This window comes from Streptacidiphilus rugosus AM-16 (assembly GCF_000744655.1).
Lineage (GTDB): Bacteria > Actinomycetota > Actinomycetes > Streptomycetales > Streptomycetaceae > Streptacidiphilus > Streptacidiphilus rugosus.
On record NZ_JQMJ01000003.1, the window covers coordinates 893,943 to 911,552 of the forward strand.

Consider the following 17,610-nt stretch of genomic DNA (forward strand, 5'->3'; position numbering starts at 1 on the left):
GGTCGGACCGGCGCTGCACGCGCCGGGGCGAGCAGGTGGAAGGGGCAGGCATGGCGGACGATGCGGAGCTTCGGCGGCTCCAGGCCCAGGTCGCCGAGTTGCAGGCGCCGAAGCAGCGCTGGAAGTCCGCGCTCTCCGCGGTCCTGATCACCCTGGCGTGCATCATCGCGCCGCTCGCCATCGTGTCGTCCTGGGCGTCCAGCATCATCGGCGACACCAACCGCTACGTGGCCATGGTCGGCCCGCTGCCCGCCAACCCCGACGTCCAGGACGCGATCGCGACCCGCGCCGCCCAGGCGGTCTCCGAGCACGTGGACGTGAGCACGCTGCTGGAGCAGGTCGCGCCCGCCGACCGGCCCCGGCTGGACGCGGCCCTCGGCAAGCTGAGCGGGCCGATCAACAACGCCATCGCGGGCTTCGTCCAGAAGCAGACCAAGACGGTGGTCTCCAGCGACTGGTTCCAGACCTTCTGGGAGAACGCCAACCGCCGCATCCACACCACCGTGGTCAAGGCGCTGACGGGCCAAGGCGGCGGCGCGGTGCAGCTGACCCAGAACTCCGTGGTGATCGACCTGGCGCCGGTGATCGACCAGGTCAAGGACCGGCTCGTGTCGCAGGGGATGACGATCGCCTCGAAGATCCCGGAGATCCACACCGACTTCACCGTCCTGAACGCGCAGAACATCGGCAAGGCCAAGACCGGCTTCCGGCTGCTGCAGATCATCGGCAACTGGCTGCCCGTCATCGGCGTGCTGATCGCGGTGGCCGGCGTCTGGCTGGCCCGCAGACGAAGGCGCGCCGCGGTTGCGGCCGCCTTCGGGATCGCCGCCGGGGCGCTGGTGCTCGGCATCGGGCTCACCGTGTTCCGGGCGATCTACCTGGACAAGCTGCCCGCCGACGTCAACCAGGCCGCGGCCAAGGCGATCTACGACCAGCTGGTGCTGTTCCTGCGGACGGCGGTCCGCTCGGTCGTGGTGCTGGGCATCGCGGTCGGGCTCGGCTTCTGGCTCACCGGTCACGGGCGCAGGGCCGCGCGGATCGGCGGGGTCTTCACCGCGGGGATCGACGCGACGCGCGGCGCGCTGCTGAACGTCGGCATGAAGCTGGGGCCTGTCGGGCCGTTCGTGCACCGCTACCGCAAATGGATCATGTGGGTGGTGCTGGCGGCGGGCGCCCTGACGCTGGCCCTGTGGTCCTACCCGACCGGACTGGTCGTCTTCCTGATCGTGGTGGTCGTGCTCGTGGCGCTGGCCGTGGTCCGCTTCCTCGACCTGGAGGCGACCCCGCCGCCCCCGCCGCCGGGCAGCGCCGGACCGGAGGCGCCGACCGGCGCGTGAGGACGGCCGCGACGCGGCGGGGGCCGGGGCGGGGCAGGCGCGGAAGGGAGGGCGGGGTGAGCGACCCGGCGGGACCTCAGTTCCGCGACGCTGCCGCCCGCACGTGGCGCGCCGTCCGGTCGATGTCGTGGCGGCAACGGCTGCCCGGCCTTACCGACCTGCGGGCGACGGAGCCCCGGACCCGTCGCCGTGACCTCCTGGTCGGCCTCTCCGTCGCCGCGGTCGCGCTGCCGAGCTCGCTCGGCATGGCCGACCTCGCCGGGCTGCCGGCCACGGCCGGGCTGTATGCGACCACGGTGCCGCTGCTCGGCTACGTCCTCTTCGGCTCCTCCCGGCAGCTGATCGTCGGGCCTGACGGGGCCACCGCGGCCCTCACCGCGACCACCCTGGCGCCGCTCGCGGCCGGGTCCGTCGGGCACTACACCGACCTCGCCACCGCGCTCGCCCTGCTGATGGGCCTGTGGATGGCGCTCGGCGCGCTGCTGCGGCTGGGCTTCATGGCCGACTTCCTCTCCAGGCCGGTCCTGGCCGGGTACTTCAACGGCGTCGGGCTGCAGATCATCGCCGGTCAGACGGGCAAGCTGCTGGGGCTCAAGGTCCCTGGCACCCACTTCTTCGACACGGTCGAGCACCTGATCCTCCGCCTGGGCCACACCAGCCTGACCACGCTCGCGCTCTCCCTCTCCCTGCTGGCGCTGGGCCTGGTCACCAAGTGGGTGTGGCCGCGGGCTCCCGTCGCGCTGCTCGTCGTCGTGGCGGCGATCGTCGCCTCCTCGGCCCTGTCGCTCGCCGACCACGGAGTGGCCACCGTCGGCGAGGTCCGCCGCGGGCTGCCGGTGCCGCAGATCCCGCACGTGCGCCTGTCCGACCTCTTCGACCTGATGCTGCCCGCGGCTGGCATGGCGCTGGTCTCCTTCGGCGACGCGATCGCGATCACCCGCACCTACGCGGCCAGGAACGGCTACGAGATCACACCGGGGCGGGAGCTGACCGGGATCGGCGCCGCCAACATGGTCGCGGCGTTCACGCAGGGGATGCCGGTCTCCTCCAGCAGCTCGCGCACCGCCGTCAACGACAGCTCCGGCGGCCGGTCGCAGGTCGTCGGGATCGTCGTCGTCGTGATCGCGCTGGTGGTCGCCGCCTTCGCCACGCCGCTGCTGGAACCGCTGCCCAAGGCGGCCCTCGGGGTCGTGCTGGTGCTGAGCGCGCTCGGCATGATCAGTGCCAAGGACATGGTGCGGCTGCGCCGGGTGCACACCTCCGAGGCCGCGCTGGCCATGTCGACGATGCTCGCGGTGCTGACCTTCGGCACGCTCGGCGGTCTCCTGATCGCGGTGGCGCTGTCCATCGGGGTCTTCGTCTACCGGACCGTGCGTCCGCACGACGCGGTGCTCGGACGGCAGCCGGACGTGGACGGCTACCACGACATCGCCGTGCACGAGGACGCGCAGACCGAGCCGGGTCTGGTGGTCTACCGCTTCGACGCGCCGCTGTACTTCCCCAACGCGCTCTGGTTCCGCGACCGCGTCCGCGAGGTGATCGCCTCGACCGAGGCCCAGGCCCAGGCCGAGGCGGACATGGAGACGGGGACGGGGGCGGCGGCGGACGGGACGGTGCGCTGGCTGGTCGTCAACGTCGAGGCGGTGACCTACATCGACTCGACGGCGGTGGAGATGCTGCGGGCGCTCCACGGCGAACTCGCCGAACGCGGCATCCTCCTGGCGCTGGCACGGGCGAAGCATCCGCTGCGGCGGGTGCTGCGCCGCGCGGGATTCGCCGCGGTGCTGGGGGAGGACCGGATCTACCCGACCGTCGCCACGGCCGTGGCGGCCTACCTGGCGGAGACCCGGAACTGACGGCCGGGCCCGTATCCACGGCGCACCCACGGCACATACTCACGGCGTGGCCCGCGCACGCGACGTGGCCCGCCGCGGGAGGCGGCGGGCCATTGTCGTCGGGCCATGGTCGGGTGTCGGCGGCTCAGATGTCCCTGACCCGCTTGTGGCTGGTCAGGCCCCAGATGACGAAGATGTCGATGCCCATCATCACGATGGCCCACCAGGGGGAGTACGGCAGCCACAGGAACTGCGCGATCAGGCTGAGCGAGGCGATGACCACGCCGGACCACCGCGCCCACGTCTGGTCCGCCAGCAGCCCGGCGCCGACGACCACGGCGATGGCGCCCAGCGCGATGTGGACCCAGCCCCAGCCGGTCAGGTCGAACTGGTACACGTACTTCGGCGTCGCCACGTAGACCTTGTCCTTGGCGACCGCCGAGGCGCCCTGGAGGATGCCCAGGGTGCCGCTGATCAGCAGCAGCACCGCCGCGAAGACCACGGCCCCGGCCGCCCAGCCGCCACCACCGGAGCCGGTACTGCCGCCGGAGACTCCGGGGTCGCTCGTTGTCGATGCCATGGGGCCCTCCTGGGTCGGAACGATCCCCGGAAATCGCCGAAGATCATATGCAAGTCAGCTTCACCCGGCCCCGTTCGCCCGGCGACCGGGATCCGCCGAACGGGTGAGCCGGGGGCGACTCCCGCGCCGACTGCTCCCCGGGCCGAACGCCCGCGCGCCGCCCGTTCGGCGCGCCGTCAACAGCCGTGCCGGGTACGGTGACCGAACCGGGGGGACGGGAGAACCGAGGGAACGGCAGGACCCGGAGAACGGCAGAGGCAGAGGGGACGCGCGGACAGGAGAGGGCGAGGGGGCCATGTCAGAGACGGCGGGGCACAGGCCGCGGGTGCTGGCGCGGATCGCGCTGCTGTGTGCGGCGGCGGCCGTGGCCGCGGTCGTGTTCACCGGTCCGCACGGGCTGCTGGTGCTGTTCTGCGCCCTGGTCGCGCTGGCGGTCATGGCCGTCGGCGGCTGGTGGGCCATCGCCCACCGGGGCGTGCCGCGCGTCGTCGGCGCGGTGCTGGCCGTCGCCGCGCCGGTGGGCGTGGTCGTGCTGGCGGTCGTCTCCGAGGTGCTGCTGCTCGTCCTGCTCGCGCTCGTGCTGTGGCTGGCCGGTCTCGCCTGTGCGCGCTCCGCGCTGCGGGCGGCCCGGCCGCCCAGGCCGATGCCGGTGCGGGAGACCCCGCCGCCGCTGCGGCCGGTACTGATCATGAACCCGCGGTCCGGGGGCGGGAAGGTCGAACGCTTCGAACTGGTGCGTCGCGCCGAGGAGCTGGGCGCGCGGGTGGTGCTGCTCGACACCTCGGCGACGCAGGACGTCGCCGGGCTGGCCCGCCAGGCCGTCGCCGAGGGCGCCGACCTGCTCGGCGTGGCGGGCGGGGACGGCACCCAGGCCCTGGTGGCGGCGGTCGCGGCCGAGCACGACCTGCCGTTCCTGGTCGTCTCCGCCGGCACCCGCAACCACTTCGCCATGGACCTCGGCCTCGACCGCACCGACCCCGCCACCTGCCTGGACGCGCTCCGCGACGGCGTCGAACTCGACGTGGACCTGGGCCGGGTGGGCGACCTGCCCTTCGTCAACACGGTGTCCTTCGGCGCCTACGCGCAGATCGTGCAGAGCCCGCAGTACCGCGACGCCAAGGCCGTCACCGCCCTGGACGCCCTGCCCGAGCTGCTGGTGGGCGACGGCGGCCCGCGCCTGACCGTGCACGCGGGCGGGCACCGCCTGGACGCGCCGCAGGCGCTGCTGGTCAGCAACAACACCTATGCCGCGCCCGACCCGATCAGCCTGGGGCGCCGCCCCCGGCTGGACCGCGGCGTCCTGGGCGTCCTCGGCATCCGGGTCGACGGCGCCGCACAGGCCGCGGAGCTGGCGCTGCGCGGCGCGCGGGCCACCGGTCTCACCGTGCTGTCGGCCCGCAGGGTCACCGTGCACGCCGACGCCGCGGAGATCCCCGTCGCGGTGGACGGCGAGGCGCTGAACCTGCCGACCCCGGTCGTCTGCACGCTCGCCGTCCACGCCCTCCGGGTCCGCGTCCCGCGCGACCGCCCCGGGGCCGACCCCCTTCCGCAGGATCTCGGACCACGCCTGGACTGGCACAACGTCGTCCGTCTCGCCTTCGCCCGTACGGAGAACCACCCGTGAACGACACGATCCTGCACGACCTCTCCGCGCTCGACGGCGCGCTGTACGCCGCCGTCGCCGCGACCGACACGCCCGCGCTCGACGCGGGCCTGCGGAGGCTGTCCCGCGCCGCCAACCATTCGAAGATCAACCTGTCGATCGCGGCGGCCCTCGTGCTGGTCCCCGGCCGCTGCCGGCGCGCGGGCCTGGCGGGCGCCGCGGCGGTCGGCGTGGCCTCGCTCACCGCGAACCTGCTCGGCAAGGAACTGGTGCGCCGCCCGCGCCCCGACCGCGAGGCCGCGCAGGTGGCCGTGGACCGCCACGTCCCGATGCCCACCTCGGCGTCGTTCCCCTCCGGCCACACGGCGTCCGCGTTCGCGCTGGCCACGGCGGTCGGCGCGATCCTCCCCGCCGCCGCGGCGCCGCTGGGCCTGCTGGCCTGCGCGGTGGGGTACTCGCGGGTGCACACCGGCGTCCACTACCCCGGCGACGTCGTCGCCGGGGCCCTGCTGGGAAGCACCTGCGCGACGGCGGTCCTGGCGGCAGGCCGGAAGCTGGCGCCCTAGTCGGACGCTGCGCCGCCGGGGCCGCGGGTTCACCCCGATGGCCGTTCGGCGTGACGCGCGCATCGGGCCGTGGTGAAGCTGGGGCATGACGACGGACCAGATCTTCGCGGGCGTGGGCCTGATCGCGGTGCTCGCCGTCGGCTCGCAGGTGCTGGCGGCGCGGCTGCGGGTGCCGGGAATCATCGTGCTCCTCCCGGTGGGTTTCACCGCCGGCGCGCTCACCGACGTCGTCCACCCGGACAAGCTGCTCGGGGCCACGTTCTCGCCGCTGGTCTCGCTCGCGGTCGCGGTGATCCTGTACGACGCCGGGCTGGAGCTCGACGTGCGTCGGCTCACCGGCGACGCGCGGCGCACCGTGGTCCGGCTGATCTGGGTCGGCACCCTCGTCACCTGGCCGATCGTCGCCCTCGTCGCCGCTCCGCTGCTGGACATGTCCTCCCAGGCCGCGACGATGCTCGGGGTCGTCCTGATCGTCTCCGGGCCGACCGTCGTCGGCCCGCTGCTGAACTTCGTGCGGCCGCGGCCGGGGCTGCGCCGGATCCTGGTCTGGGAGGGATCGCTGATCGACGGGGTCGGCGGGGTGCTCGGCGCGCTGGTGTTCGCCGCGCTCCAGTCGGGCCACCGGGTGAGCTTCGGCTCCGCCGCGACGAACCTGCTCGCCAGCGCCGGGGTGGGCGTCGCGGGGGGTCTGCTCGGGGCGGTCGTGCTGTGGCTGCTGCTGCGCAGGCTCGGCCTCGGCGAGGTGCTCGGCACCACCGCGCAGCTCGCCGTGGTGATCGGCGTCGCCGCCGGCTGCGACCTGCTGCGCGACGACGCGGGCCTGATCGCGGCCATCATCATGGGCGTCGCCGTGGCGACCCTGCCCGGCCTGGACCCGCTGGTCCGCAGGCCGTTCTTCGAGACCCTGGTGTCGCTGATCATCGGCGTGCTCTTCGTCTCGATCTCCGCGACGGTCACCCCGGCGTCGCTGCGCCACGTGGTCGGGCCGACGGTGCTGCTGACGGCCGTGCTGGTGCTGGTCGCCCGGCCGCTGGTGGTCCTGGTCTCGACGCTCGGCCGGGACCTGGACCGCCGCGAACGGGGTTTTCTCGGCTGGATGGCGCCGCGCGGCATCGTCGCGGCCTCGACCGCGTCCACCTTCTCCGCCGCCCTCGCCGCCAAGGGGATCGCCGGCGCGGAACGGATCCTGCCGGCGACCTTCGTCGTGATCGTGACCACGGTGCTGGTCTACGGGCTCACCGCGGTGCCGGTGGCCAGGCGTCTCGGTGTGACCGCGTCGCGGCGCTCCAGACCGCTCCTGGTCGGCGGCGACCGCTGGGTGGTCGACCTCGGGCTCGCCTTCCGCGCGGTGGGCCTGGACACGCTGATGTGGGCGGGCGATCCGGAGCAGCGGGAGCGGATCGCCGCCGCCGGACTCGAACTGGCGCCGGGTGAGCTGCTGGCCACCGCGACGGGGGAGGGCGCCGAGCTGGAGGGGATCACCGCCGTGCTGCTGCTGACCGGCGAGGACGACTTCAACGCTCTCGCGGCGACGCTGCTGCACACCGAGGAGGGCCCGGAGGTCTACCGGCTCGCCGAGCGTCAGGAGGGCAGCGGAGTGGTGGCGCCCTTCCTGAGCGGCGAGGTGCTCTTCCCGCCGGGGCTGACCGGCGAGGCCCTGGCCGGCCGTCACCGGGCGGGCGCCGCGATCGAGGTCAGGCCGTCGCCGTCGCCCTCGCTGCAGTCGGGGGCCGGGCCGGAGACCGAGCCGGTGACCGAGCCGGAGCCTGGGTACGAGCTGCTCTTCACGGTGGACGCGGCCGGGCGGCTGCGCCCGACCACCAACCGTGCCGCCCCCGCGCCGCCGCCCGCCGGTCACGTGATCACGCTCGGTCCGGTCAGTCCCTGGCCAGCTTCCCCAGATGCCGGTTCAGCGGCGCGCCCTGGGCCAGCACCGCGCCGATCGTGATCGAGAAGGTCACCGCCGCGCAGATGACGATCAGCCACGAGAGCAGCGCCAGTACCAGGCCGAGCGATCCGTAGCTGGACAGCGTGCGGTTCAGCGCGTGCGGCATGTAGACGTGCGAGACGACCGACAGCACGCTGACGCAGAGCGAGCCGAGGACCGCGCCGGGGAGCAGCGGAAGCCAGTTCACCTTCGAGCCGCCCAGCAGCAGGTGCTGGGTCCACCACCAGATGGCCACGCCCAGGACGAAGCCGAGCGGAAACCCCAGCCAGCCGCCCGCCCCGAAGCCGTTCCGCACCGGGCCCTGCAGGACGAAGACGGCGAGCAGCATGATCAGCCAGGCCAGCCAGCGCCACGGCGAGATCCTGGTCGTCGCCTTCGGCAGCCGCCAGGCCCCGCGGCAGACCCTGGCCATGGCCCGGCTGAAGCTGGTCGCCGAGAGCAGCGCCATCACCAGGCCGATCACGCCGGTGGTCTGCAGCAGCTCCTTGCCCGCGTTCGCGTTGCCCGTCCCCAGCACCGACTCCAGCTGGTCCTTCGAGACGCCGGTGAGCCCGAAGAGGTTCTGGATCGACTCGATCAGCTGCTGGCGCACCGGCTGCGGTGCGAACGCGGCGAAGGCGAAGAACAGCGGCACCGTGGTCAGGAAGGCCTGGGCGGCCAGCCGGGTCGCCGAGTCGAGCAGGTTCTCCGTCGTCAGCCGGTTGATCAGGTCGGTCAGCAGCGGCAGGCGGCGCTGGGCCTCGTCGTAGCGCTCCTGCGCCCGTGCCTTGGCCCGCGCCAGGGAGGCCTTCCAGGCCGCGGTGTCCACCACGTCTCTCGCCTGCCTCTCTCCTCTGCCGCGCGGGAGGGTGCCGAACCAGTCAAGGTGCCATCCGTCCGGCGCGCGAGCGGGGCGTCACCCGGACGGCTCAGCGGGCCGGTGCTCCCGCCGGATTTTTCTTTGCCATCCCTTTGCAACCGGTCCCCGGGCCCCGTCGTCTCTCCGCCCGATCTGAAACGCAGCCCGCCGCCGCACCCCCGGGTGCTCCGGCGGACCGAGCAGAGAGAAGCGGTACATGCGCAAGAGTGTTCTCGCCGTCGTCGCCCTGACGTTCGCCGCCGTGTCGGCGACCGCCGGGCCCGCCTTCGCCGCGACCGGCGGCAGCAGGGGATCCGCGCCCAAGGCGGTGGCGACCGCGACCCCGACCTCCCCCGGCGGCACCGCGACGGCCACGCCGGAGCCGTCCGCGCCGGGGGCCAGCGCCACGCCGACCGCCGTGGCGACCGCGATGCCGTCGGCCGCGCCCTCGCGCCCCGGCCAGGTCGGCGCCGTGCCGTCGGGCGCCCCCGACACGGGCGTGCCCCCGGTCGCGGCCGGCGGCGGCACCGACCCGACGATGCTGGGCGCCGGTGTCGGCGGCGCGGTGGTCCTCGCCGGAGCGGGCGCGTTCGCGCTGCGCCGCCGGGCCAGGGCGCAGGGCTGACCGTTGCGCGTGGTGACGCGAGCCGCCGTGGCGCTGGCGACGATGCTGGCCGTGGCCGGTCTGACCTCCGCCTGTGGGAGCGGGAGCAGCGGCGCGGTCGGCTCGGCGGGCCAGGGCGCGCAGATCGCCGGGACGCAGCCCGCCGCCGACAGCCCGGCGGCGGCCGCCGCCGGAGCGGTGACGGCTTCGCCGTTGGCGCGCTCGGCCCCGGTCCGGCTGCTGATCCCCAGCATCGGGGTGGACACCTCCGTCATGAGGCTCGGCCTGGCCGCGGACGGCACCGTCCAGGTGCCGCCCATCGCGGCGAACGCGCCGGCCGGCTGGTACGACGGTTCGCCGACGCCGGGTCAGACCGGTCCCTCGGTGATCCTGGCGCACGTGACCGTGGGCCGGTACGGGAACGGGGTCTTCCTGCACCTCTCCCGGCTGAGGCCCGGTGACCGCATCACCGCCAGGCTGGCGGACGGTGCGTCCGCCGTGTTCTCGGTCGACCGGGTGCAGACCGTCCCCAAGGCGCAGTTCCCCACCCGTGCCGTCTACGGGAACGTCGACCGGCCCGAGCTGCGTCTGATCACCTGCGGCGGCCCGCGCAACGGCTCGGGAGGCGGCTACCTCGACAACGTCGTGGTCTACGCCTCCCTGGTGTCCTCCGCACGGTAGGCCGCCGACGCGGCGGGCGGTCTCCGGCTGCCTGCCGCGCGGCGACGCCGAGAGAACGTCCGAACCACCCCGGTCAGCATGGAGAACGTTGAAACGGTCCCAGGAGAGCGCAGCCGCCGAGCTGTTCGCCGCCCTGTATCCGAGCCTCGCCGGGTGGTGCCGTCGTCTGGTCGACGACGACGGCACCGCCCACGAGGTCGCCTCGGAGGCGTTCGCGCGCCTGTGGGCGCGCTGGTCGTCGGTGGAGGAGCCGCGCGGCTTCCTCTACGTGACGGCCGCCAACCTGGTGCGCGACCACTGGCGCAAGCTGGAGCGCGAACGCCGGGCCATGAGGCACGTCTCGGCGCAGGCCGCGCTGGACGCGGTCCAGTACGGCCGGAGCGCCGAGGCCGCCGTGCCGGTCAGACTGCTGGTCCAGTCGCTGCCCGAGCGGCTGCGCACGCCGGTCCTTCTCTACTACTACGCCGATCTGCCGATCAGGGAGGTGGCACTGCTGATGGGGCGCAGGGAAGGTACCGTCAAGGCCGATCTGCACGCGGCCAGGGAGCTGCTGCGGGCCAGGCTCGGGGGACACCTTGACCACACACATTGACGATCCGCGCGAGGATCCGTACGACGGATCGGACGACGAGCTCCTCGTGCTGCTCCGCCCCGCCGTCTCGCCGCTGGCGCCGCCGCCCGGCGCGTTCGAGCGCGTGCGGCGCACCGCCGCGCGGCGGCGTCGACTCAGGGCGGTGGCCGGGGGCGGGCTGACGCTCGCCGTCGCCGCCGCGATCGCGGCCCCGGTGCTGCTGGCCACCGGCCCGACCCGGAGTGTCCCCGTGCTCCCGCTCGCCCCGCCGCCCGCAAGCTCGACCCACGACCGGCCGGCGCCGTCGGCGACCCCCGCGCCTTCGGTGTCGGCCCCCACCCCCGAGCCCCAGAGGCCCGTTCCCTCGGCCTCTCCCTCCGCGCCCGGCTCCGTGCTGTCCGGCCCGCCGAGCACCGCGACGTCGTCCGGTCGGCGACCGGTGCCGACCGCGACGCCCTCCGCGACCGCCACCCCGACACGGCAGCCGGGACCGACCACGAGCGCCCACTCCGCGCGGCCCGGCGGCAGCGCCACCGCGGTGCCGGCGGCGACCCCGTAGGGGCGCCGCCGCGCGTCTCTGACGTTCCTTCACGAAGTCCCCCACGGCCCGGAGCCGTGGGGGACTTCTCCGCGTCCGGCTCCTGTTGTAATAATGAGTGTCAACAAGAGCTCCCGCTCGCCCCGCGCCCACGCGTTCGCGTCAGCAGTACGGAGGCCGCCATGGCACAGCTCGTCACCGGACCGAGATCCCACGGCCGACACACCACCGCCGACGACGACGTGTCGAAGCGTCTGCTCGACTCGGCGGCGATGCTCTCCTACGACCCGGCGACCGAGATCGACTGGGACGCGCCGCTCCCCGAGGGGCACTACGGCCTCAATCCCGAGTGGAGCACCCTCTACGGCACCCGCCTGTGGGACGAGATGACGGAGGAGCAGCGCGTCGTCCTGACCCGCCACGAGGTCTGCTCGATCATGAGCACCGGCATCTGGTTCGAGATGATCCTGCAGCAGATGGTGCTGCGCGATCAGTACCTGAAGAACCCGGGCAACGCCGAGTTCCGCTTCGCCCTCACCGAGATAGCCGACGAGTGCCGGCACTCGATCATGTTCGCCCGGGCCTGCGAGAAGATGGGCGCCCCCGCCTACCGGCCGCCGCGCGGCTTCGCCGAAGCCGCCCGCGCCTTCAAGACGCTCGCCAACGGCGAACTCGCCTACGGCGGGATCCTGGTGGCCGAAGAGGTGCTCGACGTGATGCAGCGCGACTGGATGCGCGGCGACGACGTCCTGGAGATCGTGCGCGGCACCTCGCGGATCCATGTCGTCGAGGAGTCCCGGCACATGAAGTTCGCCCGCCAGGAGATCCGCGAGCGGACCCGCGGCATCGGCGCGGTGCGCCGCCGCTCCAGCAGCGTCGTCATCGCGATCGCGGCCTACGTGATCCTCAGCAGCATGGTGAACAAGGGCGTCTACGCCGCGGCCGGTCTCGACACCGAGCGCGCGCTGGCCGAGGTCCGGGCGAACGAGCACCGCAAGGCGATGATGCGCACCAGCTCCCGGCACCTGATGGCGTTCCTCGCCGAGGCCGGCCTGCTCTCCCGTCAGGCGGCCGCGATCTACCGCCGTGTCCACATGCTCTGAGCCGTCCTCCGAGCAGTGCCTCCTCAGAGCAGCGCCTCCTCAGACCAGTGCATCCTTCGAGCAGCGCCGTCCTCCAGCAGCTAGGAACCCCACACCGGCCATGGCCTACGCGATCACCCAGACCTGCTGCAACGACGCCTCGTGCGTCTCCGTCTGCCCGGTCAACTGCATCCACCCCACCCCCGACGAGCCGGGTTTCGGCACGACCGAGCTGCTCCACATCGACCCGGTCGCCTGCATCGACTGCGGCGCCTGCGCGGACGCCTGCCCGGTCGACGCGGTCTTTCCCGTCGACCGGCTGGTCGGCCCCGACGTCGTCTACGGCGAGCTCAACCGCCGCTGGTACCAGGAGCATCCGAGCGACCACGCCTGGGGCGCGCCGGAGTTCCCCCGCAGCCTGCCCGGCGACGTCGGTCCGCTCCGCGTCGCGATCGTCGGCACCGGTCCCTCCGCGAGCTACACCGCCCAGACGTTGCTGCACTCCACCGGCGCACGGGTGACCATGATCGACCGGCTGCCCGTCGCCGGCGGGCTGCTGCGCCACGGCGTGGCGCCCGACCACCAGTCGACCAAGCAGATCGCCGAGACCTTCGCGGGGGCGTTCCAGCACCCTCGGCTCGGCATGCACCTCGGCGTCGAGGTCGGCGCCGACCTGACGCACGAGGAACTGGCGGCCCATCACCACGCGGTCGTCTACGCGGTCGGAGCCGCCGGTGACCGCAGGCTCGGCCTGCCCGGGGAGGACCTGCCCGGCAGCCTGCCCGCCACCACCGTCGTGGGTTGGTACAACGCCGACCCGACGGTCCCCGCCGGCGCGGTGGACCTCACCGCCGAGGGCTGCGAACGGGTCGTCGTGATCGGCAACGGCAACGTCGCGCTCGACGTGGCCCGCATCCTCCTCGCCGACCCCGACCACCTCGCCACCACCGACATCGCCGAGCACGCCCTCGATGTGCTCCGGGCGGGCCGGGTTCGCGAGGTCGTCCTGCTGGCCCGGCGCGGGCCCGAGCACGCGGCCTGGACCCGGCCCGAGTTCCTCGCCCTGCGCCACCTGCCCGGCGTGGAGCTCGTCCTCGACGACCAGCCGGAGGTCCGCGCGACCGTGGCGGCCGCCGAGGCGGGTTCGAAGGCGGCGCTGCTCGCCGAACTCCCCGTCGAGCGGCACGATCTGACCGCGCCCCCGCGTCCCGGCCGCAGGATCGTGCTGCGCTTCCTCACGACGCCGATCGCCGTGCTGGGCGAGGTCCGGGTCGGCGGGCTGCGGGTCGCGGACACAGCGGCCCCCGGCGAGGAGGAGACCATCGCGGCCGGGCTGGTCGTCCGCTCCATCGGTTACCGGGGCGTGGCGGTTCCCGGGCTGCCCTTCGACGAGGCCGGCGGCACCATCCCGCAGCGCGACGGCCGGGTGCTCGACCCGGCCACCGGACGGCCGCTGCCCGGCGTCTACGTCGTCGGCTGGGCCAAGCGCGGCCCCACGGGCGGCATCGGGGCCAACCGCGACTGCGCGACGGAGACCGTCGACGCGCTGCTCGACGACGCGGCGGCGCACCGCCTGCCGACCCCGAGCGGCACCGGCCGGGCGTTCGCCGGACTGGTCCGCAGGCGGCGTCCCGAGGCGCTGGGGCTGCGCGAGATGCGGCGGGTGGACCGCGCCGAACGCGCCCTCGGCCGGGCGCTGGGCCGCCCCCGGGTCAAGCTCGCCACTATCCCCGAACTGCTGGCCGCGGCGCGGCCGCGCCTGCGCCGCCCGGCCGCGTAGCCCGGCCTCGTAGCCCGGCCGGGGGCGCCGGCCGGAGGGTGTCGGCCGGGCGAGGACGTGCGGAGGAGAGGACCGTCGGAGGAGGGGACCGTCAGAAGAAGTCGCCGTCGTCCCCGCCGAAGTCGCCGTCGCGGTCGAAGTCGTCGCGGCGCTCCTCGACCACGTACTCCGGACGGTCGTCGTCGCTCAGCATCTCGCCGATCAGCGCGCCGCCGACCAGGCCCGCCACGCCCGCGCCGACCACGGCGGCGGTGCTGTGGCCGGGACGGGGCTGCTGCGGGTAGCCCGGCTGCGCGTATCCGCCCTGCGGGTAGCCGGGCTCGGCGTAACCCGCCTGGGGATAGCCCTGCTGCGGGTACCCGGCCTGCGGATAGCCGGCCTGCGGGTAACCCTGCTGCGGCGTGTAGAAGGGCGGCGGCGTGGTCTGGATGCGCTGGGCGCAGGTCTGGCAGGTCTGCACCGGACGTGGCACGCCCCACTGCGGCTGCCACACCACGTTGACCGCGCCGTAGCCGTGCGAGGGGTCGAAGAAGCAGGTCACTGATGCACTCCCAAAGCCGTCCGCTGCTCGCCGGGCCGTTCAGGCGCCGGCATGGGGGGATACGTGCGGGACCCCGCGGTTGGTTCCCGCGAGCACGGTGCGCGCGATCGCGCGGGCCTGGGCCGGGTGGTCCGCGGGCAGCCCGGCCGCGTCGGCCGTGGCCTCGGGACCGGCCATCAGGGTCAGGAAGGCGTAGTTCTGACACATCCCCAGGAACGCCGAGGCGAGCAGTGCGGGCGAGGCCTCCGCGGCCACCCGGCCGGCCCGTTGCTCGGCGCTGACGTAGCCGACCAGCGCCTGCTGCCCCAGCAGCGGGCCGACGGCGTGGCCGGTTCCCCCGTCACGCAGCCGGGCGAGCTGCTCCCGGTCGCCGAGCACCGGTCCGGCGATCGGCAGCAGCTCCAGGAAGAAGCCGAGCGCCGCCTCGCCGAACTCCGCGAGGTTGTCCTCGACGCCGTCCGCCCCGCCCTCGCCGACCCGGCCCAGCAGCCGTGTCATCGCCTCCCTGATCCCGGCGGAGACCTCCGCCATGGCGGCGCCGACCAGGGCGGTCTTGTCGGTGAAGTGGTTGTAGATGCTGCCCTCGGCGACCTGCGCGGTGCGGGCGATCTGCTTGGTCGTCATGGCGGCGATGCCGTGCTCCCTGATGACCTCCAGGGCGGCGCGGACGATGCGTTCGCGCATCGGGGGAGGCGTGCTGTCCGCCACGGTGGTTCCGCCTCTCGGTCGCTCCTGCTCGGCCCGACGCTATCACCGCTTGACTGATGAGTGAGTGCACACTCAGACTGAGTGTGCACTCACTCAGAAGTGCGCGAGCGTCCCGACAGGACAGGGGAACGTCATGAGCATCGCCCGCTACGCCGACCTCCAGGGCCGGATCGCCGTCGTCACCGGCGGCTCCCGCGGCATCGGCGCCGCGACCGCGCTGGCCCTGGCTTCCAACGGCGCCAGGGTCGCTGTCGTCGGACGTGACAAGGACGCACTGGACGCGGTCGTGGCCGCCGTCCGGGCCGACGGCGGCACGGCGATCCCCGCCGTGGCCGACGTGACCAGCGAGGACCAGCTCGCCCACGTCCGTGAGCTGGTGCAGGGCGAGCTCGGCACTCCGACGCTGCTGGCCGCCTTCGCGGGCGGCCTGGGCGCGCCACGGCCGACCGTCGAGCTCGACGCCGCCCGTTGGCGCGAGATCCTCGACACCGACCTGACCTCCGTCTTCCTCACGATCCAGGCCTTCCTCCCCGGCATGGCGGCGTCCGGCGGCGGCTCGATCGTCACCATGTCCTCCTCGGCCGGACGCCAGCCGAGCCGCGCGAACGCCGCCTACGGCGCCGCGAAGGCGGGCGTGGTCATGCTCACCCGCCACCTCGCCGCCGAACTCGGCCCGCAGGGCATCCGGGTGAACTGCCTGGCGCCGTCCTCGATCCGCACCGAGAAGGTCGCCGCCCGGATGCCCCCCGAGACGCAGCAGGCCGTCGCCGCCCAGCATCCGCTCGGCCGCCTCGGCACACCGGAGGACGTGGCGGAGGCGGCCCTCTTCCTCTGCTCGGAGGCCAGCGGCTGGCTCAGCGGCCTGACCGTCGACGTGGCCGGCGGCCGCGTCACCAACTGACCGCGGCTCCGACTGACCCTGCTCCGACTGACCCTGCTCCGACTGACGGCGACTCCCCCGGAGCGGGGCTCAGCCTCCCGCCCGCCGGACGATGCCGACGGCGACGCCCAGGCGCTTGAGCGCCTCCGGATGCAGCTGCAGGCGCTCCGTCGTCTCCTCCAGCTCGGACGGCTCACGCTTGAGGATCGACAGCGCGAGCTCCGGGGCGATGACGGAGAAGTAGCTGTCCGGCGTCACCCACAGCAGCTCGGGATCGGGCGTGCAGAGCGCGAGCGCGCCGCCGGAGCCGCCCTCCCCGATCACCAGCGTGGTCACCGGGACCGTGGCCGAGGCCAGAGCGGCGAACAGGTCCGCGATCGCCGCGCCCGCTCCCTCGCGCTCGGCCGCCGCGTCGTTGGCCGCGCCGGGGGTGTCGACCAGGGTCAGCACCGGGACGCCGAGCCGGTCCGCGAGCCTGACCAGGCGCGCGGCGGCCCTGAAGCCCGACGGTCGCGTCGCCGTACCGCACTGCGCGGCGTACGCGACGGTCCGGCCCTCGGGCCGCCGACTCGACCGTCGTCGGCCGAAGCCGCAGAGCATGCCGGGGTCGACACCGCCGCAGCGGTCGCCGACGAGCGGCTCGCGCCAGTCGAAGTAGGCGTCCAGGTACTCCTCGGCATGCGGACGCCCCACCGCCCGGGCACGCGCCACCGCCGCGACCCCGTCGGCCGGGAGGCCGCTTCCGGCGAAGAGCGCGGCGGGCGGTGACACCGGCTCCGCCTCACCGTCCTTGGGCCCCAGCAGGGCGATCCAGCGCGCGACCGTGCCGCGCAGCTCCTCCGGTGCGACGACGGCGTCGATCTGACCTGCCGCCAGCTGGCTCTCGGCGGTGTAGGCGGCCGGATCGGCGTCCGGCGGCCGGACCCGTGAGCCCGCGAAGCCCACCTGTGCGCCCGGCAGCGCCAGCACCACGTCGGAACCGGCGCCGAGGGTGGCCCAGCCGCCGCCGGTCGTCGGATCGCGCAGCACCGCGATCTGCGCCAGCCCGGCGGCCCGGGTCAGCGCGATCTGCCCGGCCACACGCTGGAGTTGGAGCAGCGCCCGCATGCCCTCCTGCATCCGGCTGCCGCCGGTGGCGATCAGCGCGACGAGGGGCAGGCGCAGCTCCCTGGCCCGCCGGTGCGCGAACTCGATCCGCTCACCTGTCCGTTCGCCCAGCGATCCGCCGAGGAAGCCGAACTCGAAGGAGAGCAGCACCGCCTCGCCGGCCTCCGCGACCCGGCCGACGCCGCAGACCACGGACTCGTCCTCGCCCGTCCGCTGCCGCGCTCGGGCGCGTGCGTCGCCGTAGCCCGGCCAGTCGATCGGCCCGTCCTTCGGCCGCCCGGCCGCCGAGGAGGAAGCGGTGGGCTCGGCGAACTCGGTGAACTCGTCGGTGACCAGCGCGATCGCGTCGCGGGCCGTCATCGGGTCGAGGAAGGTCACCGGCCCGAGTCTAGAGAACCCGCCCTCCACGAA

Annotated in this window: 17 protein-coding genes; 12 read left to right on the forward strand and 5 right to left on the reverse strand. The window is 74.2% G+C overall.

The window, feature by feature from the left end:
* Positions 1-50: 50 nt before the first annotated feature.
* The gene (locus BS83_RS07490) at positions 51-1,337 is read left to right on the forward strand and encodes a hypothetical protein (protein WP_037602082.1); all 1,287 of its coding nucleotides are present in this window, start codon (positions 51-53) and stop codon (positions 1,335-1,337) included.
* 56 nt (positions 1,338-1,393) lie between these two features.
* Positions 1,394-3,193, forward strand: coding sequence for a SulP family inorganic anion transporter (locus BS83_RS07495; RefSeq protein WP_198035162.1), 1,800 nt, complete (start codon positions 1,394-1,396; stop codon positions 3,191-3,193).
* 124 nt (positions 3,194-3,317) lie between these two features.
* Here BS83_RS07495 and BS83_RS07500 read toward each other — a convergent pair whose 3' ends face one another.
* Positions 3,318-3,752, reverse strand: coding sequence for a DUF7144 family membrane protein (locus BS83_RS07500; protein WP_037602084.1), 435 nt, complete (start codon positions 3,750-3,752; stop codon positions 3,318-3,320).
* A 295-nt stretch (positions 3,753-4,047) separates the two neighbouring features.
* Here BS83_RS07500 and BS83_RS07505 point away from each other — a divergent pair, with 295 nt between their 5' ends.
* From BS83_RS07505 to BS83_RS07515, 3 genes are all read left to right on the forward strand, one after another.
* Entirely contained in the window at positions 4,048-5,376 is a 1,329-nt protein-coding gene (locus tag BS83_RS07505; RefSeq protein WP_037602086.1) for a diacylglycerol/lipid kinase family protein, read from the forward strand.
* The gene (locus tag BS83_RS07510) at positions 5,373-5,921 is read left to right on the forward strand and encodes a phosphatase PAP2 family protein (RefSeq protein WP_037602088.1); all 549 of its coding nucleotides are present in this window, start codon (positions 5,373-5,375) and stop codon (positions 5,919-5,921) included. The genes BS83_RS07505 and BS83_RS07510 overlap by 4 nt, the downstream gene beginning before the upstream one ends.
* Before the next feature lie 85 nt (positions 5,922-6,006).
* On the forward strand, positions 6,007-7,869 hold the full coding sequence (locus BS83_RS07515; RefSeq protein WP_063774113.1) for a cation:proton antiporter: 1,863 nt from the start codon (positions 6,007-6,009) through the stop codon (positions 7,867-7,869).
* Here the strand turns inward: BS83_RS07515 and BS83_RS07520 are convergent.
* Positions 7,799-8,680, reverse strand: a complete 882-nt coding sequence (locus BS83_RS07520) for a YhjD/YihY/BrkB family envelope integrity protein (RefSeq protein ID WP_232248120.1) — start codon at positions 8,678-8,680, stop codon at positions 7,799-7,801. The two genes, BS83_RS07515 and BS83_RS07520, sit on opposite strands and share 71 nt — an antisense overlap.
* Before the next feature lie 244 nt (positions 8,681-8,924).
* Here BS83_RS07520 and BS83_RS07525 point away from each other — a divergent pair, with 244 nt between their 5' ends.
* From BS83_RS07525 to BS83_RS07550, 6 genes are all read left to right on the forward strand, one after another.
* The gene (locus tag BS83_RS07525; protein WP_037602089.1) at positions 8,925-9,332 is read left to right on the forward strand and encodes a hypothetical protein; all 408 of its coding nucleotides are present in this window, start codon (positions 8,925-8,927) and stop codon (positions 9,330-9,332) included.
* A gap of 42 nt (positions 9,333-9,374) precedes the next feature.
* Entirely contained in the window at positions 9,375-9,992 is a 618-nt protein-coding gene (locus tag BS83_RS07530) for a class F sortase (RefSeq protein ID WP_051942835.1), read from the forward strand.
* 88 nt (positions 9,993-10,080) lie between these two features.
* Positions 10,081-10,584, forward strand: a complete 504-nt coding sequence (locus BS83_RS07535) for an RNA polymerase sigma factor (protein ID WP_037602093.1) — start codon at positions 10,081-10,083, stop codon at positions 10,582-10,584.
* Positions 10,568-11,122 carry a hypothetical protein gene (locus tag BS83_RS07540; RefSeq protein WP_037602095.1) on the forward strand — a complete coding sequence of 185 codons (555 nt, stop codon included), beginning with the start codon at positions 10,568-10,570 and terminating at the stop codon, positions 11,120-11,122. The genes BS83_RS07535 and BS83_RS07540 overlap by 17 nt, the downstream gene beginning before the upstream one ends.
* 161 nt (positions 11,123-11,283) lie before the next feature.
* Positions 11,284-12,204, forward strand: a complete 921-nt coding sequence (locus tag BS83_RS07545) for an AurF N-oxygenase family protein (RefSeq protein WP_037602097.1) — start codon at positions 11,284-11,286, stop codon at positions 12,202-12,204.
* Between the two features lie 100 nt (positions 12,205-12,304).
* A complete protein-coding gene (locus BS83_RS07550) occupies positions 12,305-13,963 on the forward strand; it encodes an FAD-dependent oxidoreductase (RefSeq protein WP_037602099.1) in 1,659 nt (552 codons plus the stop codon).
* A gap of 91 nt (positions 13,964-14,054) precedes the next feature.
* On the opposite strand, the gene BS83_RS07555 is transcribed toward BS83_RS07550, so the two are convergent.
* The gene (locus tag BS83_RS07555; RefSeq protein WP_051942753.1) at positions 14,055-14,504 is read right to left on the reverse strand and encodes a hypothetical protein; all 450 of its coding nucleotides are present in this window, start codon (positions 14,502-14,504) and stop codon (positions 14,055-14,057) included.
* A 39-nt stretch (positions 14,505-14,543) separates the two neighbouring features.
* A complete protein-coding gene (locus BS83_RS07560) occupies positions 14,544-15,188 on the reverse strand; it encodes a TetR/AcrR family transcriptional regulator (protein WP_157597006.1) in 645 nt (214 codons plus the stop codon).
* A 157-nt stretch (positions 15,189-15,345) separates the two neighbouring features.
* Here BS83_RS07560 and BS83_RS07565 point away from each other — a divergent pair, with 157 nt between their 5' ends.
* Positions 15,346-16,113, forward strand: coding sequence for an SDR family NAD(P)-dependent oxidoreductase (locus BS83_RS07565; RefSeq protein ID WP_037602102.1), 768 nt, complete (start codon positions 15,346-15,348; stop codon positions 16,111-16,113).
* Positions 16,114-16,182: 69 nt separating this feature from the next.
* On the opposite strand, the gene BS83_RS07570 is transcribed toward BS83_RS07565, so the two are convergent.
* Positions 16,183-17,559, reverse strand: a complete 1,377-nt coding sequence (locus tag BS83_RS07570; protein ID WP_037603128.1) for a carboxyl transferase domain-containing protein — start codon at positions 17,557-17,559, stop codon at positions 16,183-16,185.
* Positions 17,560-17,610 lie beyond the last annotated feature (51 nt).

Coding starts and splice junctions, on each gene's coding strand:
- BS83_RS07490 (WP_037602082.1), top strand. CDS start 51: ATGGCGGACGATGCGGAGCTTCGGCGGCTCCAGGCCCAGGTCGCCGAG.
- BS83_RS07500 (WP_037602084.1), bottom strand. CDS start 3,752: ATGGCATCGACAACGAGCGACCCCGGAGTCTCCGGCGGCAGTACCGGC.
- BS83_RS07505 (WP_037602086.1), top strand. CDS start 4,048: ATGTCAGAGACGGCGGGGCACAGGCCGCGGGTGCTGGCGCGGATCGCG.
- BS83_RS07515 (WP_063774113.1), top strand. CDS start 6,007: ATGACGACGGACCAGATCTTCGCGGGCGTGGGCCTGATCGCGGTGCTC.
- BS83_RS07525 (WP_037602089.1), top strand. CDS start 8,925: ATGCGCAAGAGTGTTCTCGCCGTCGTCGCCCTGACGTTCGCCGCCGTG.
- BS83_RS07530 (WP_051942835.1), top strand. CDS start 9,375: ATGCTGGCCGTGGCCGGTCTGACCTCCGCCTGTGGGAGCGGGAGCAGC.
- BS83_RS07545 (WP_037602097.1), top strand. CDS start 11,284: ATGGCACAGCTCGTCACCGGACCGAGATCCCACGGCCGACACACCACC.
- BS83_RS07550 (WP_037602099.1), top strand. CDS start 12,305: ATGGCCTACGCGATCACCCAGACCTGCTGCAACGACGCCTCGTGCGTC.
- BS83_RS07560 (WP_157597006.1), bottom strand. CDS start 15,188: ATGCGCGAACGCATCGTCCGCGCCGCCCTGGAGGTCATCAGGGAGCAC.
- BS83_RS07565 (WP_037602102.1), top strand. CDS start 15,346: ATGAGCATCGCCCGCTACGCCGACCTCCAGGGCCGGATCGCCGTCGTC.
- BS83_RS07570 (WP_037603128.1), bottom strand. CDS start 17,559: ATGACGGCCCGCGACGCGATCGCGCTGGTCACCGACGAGTTCACCGAG.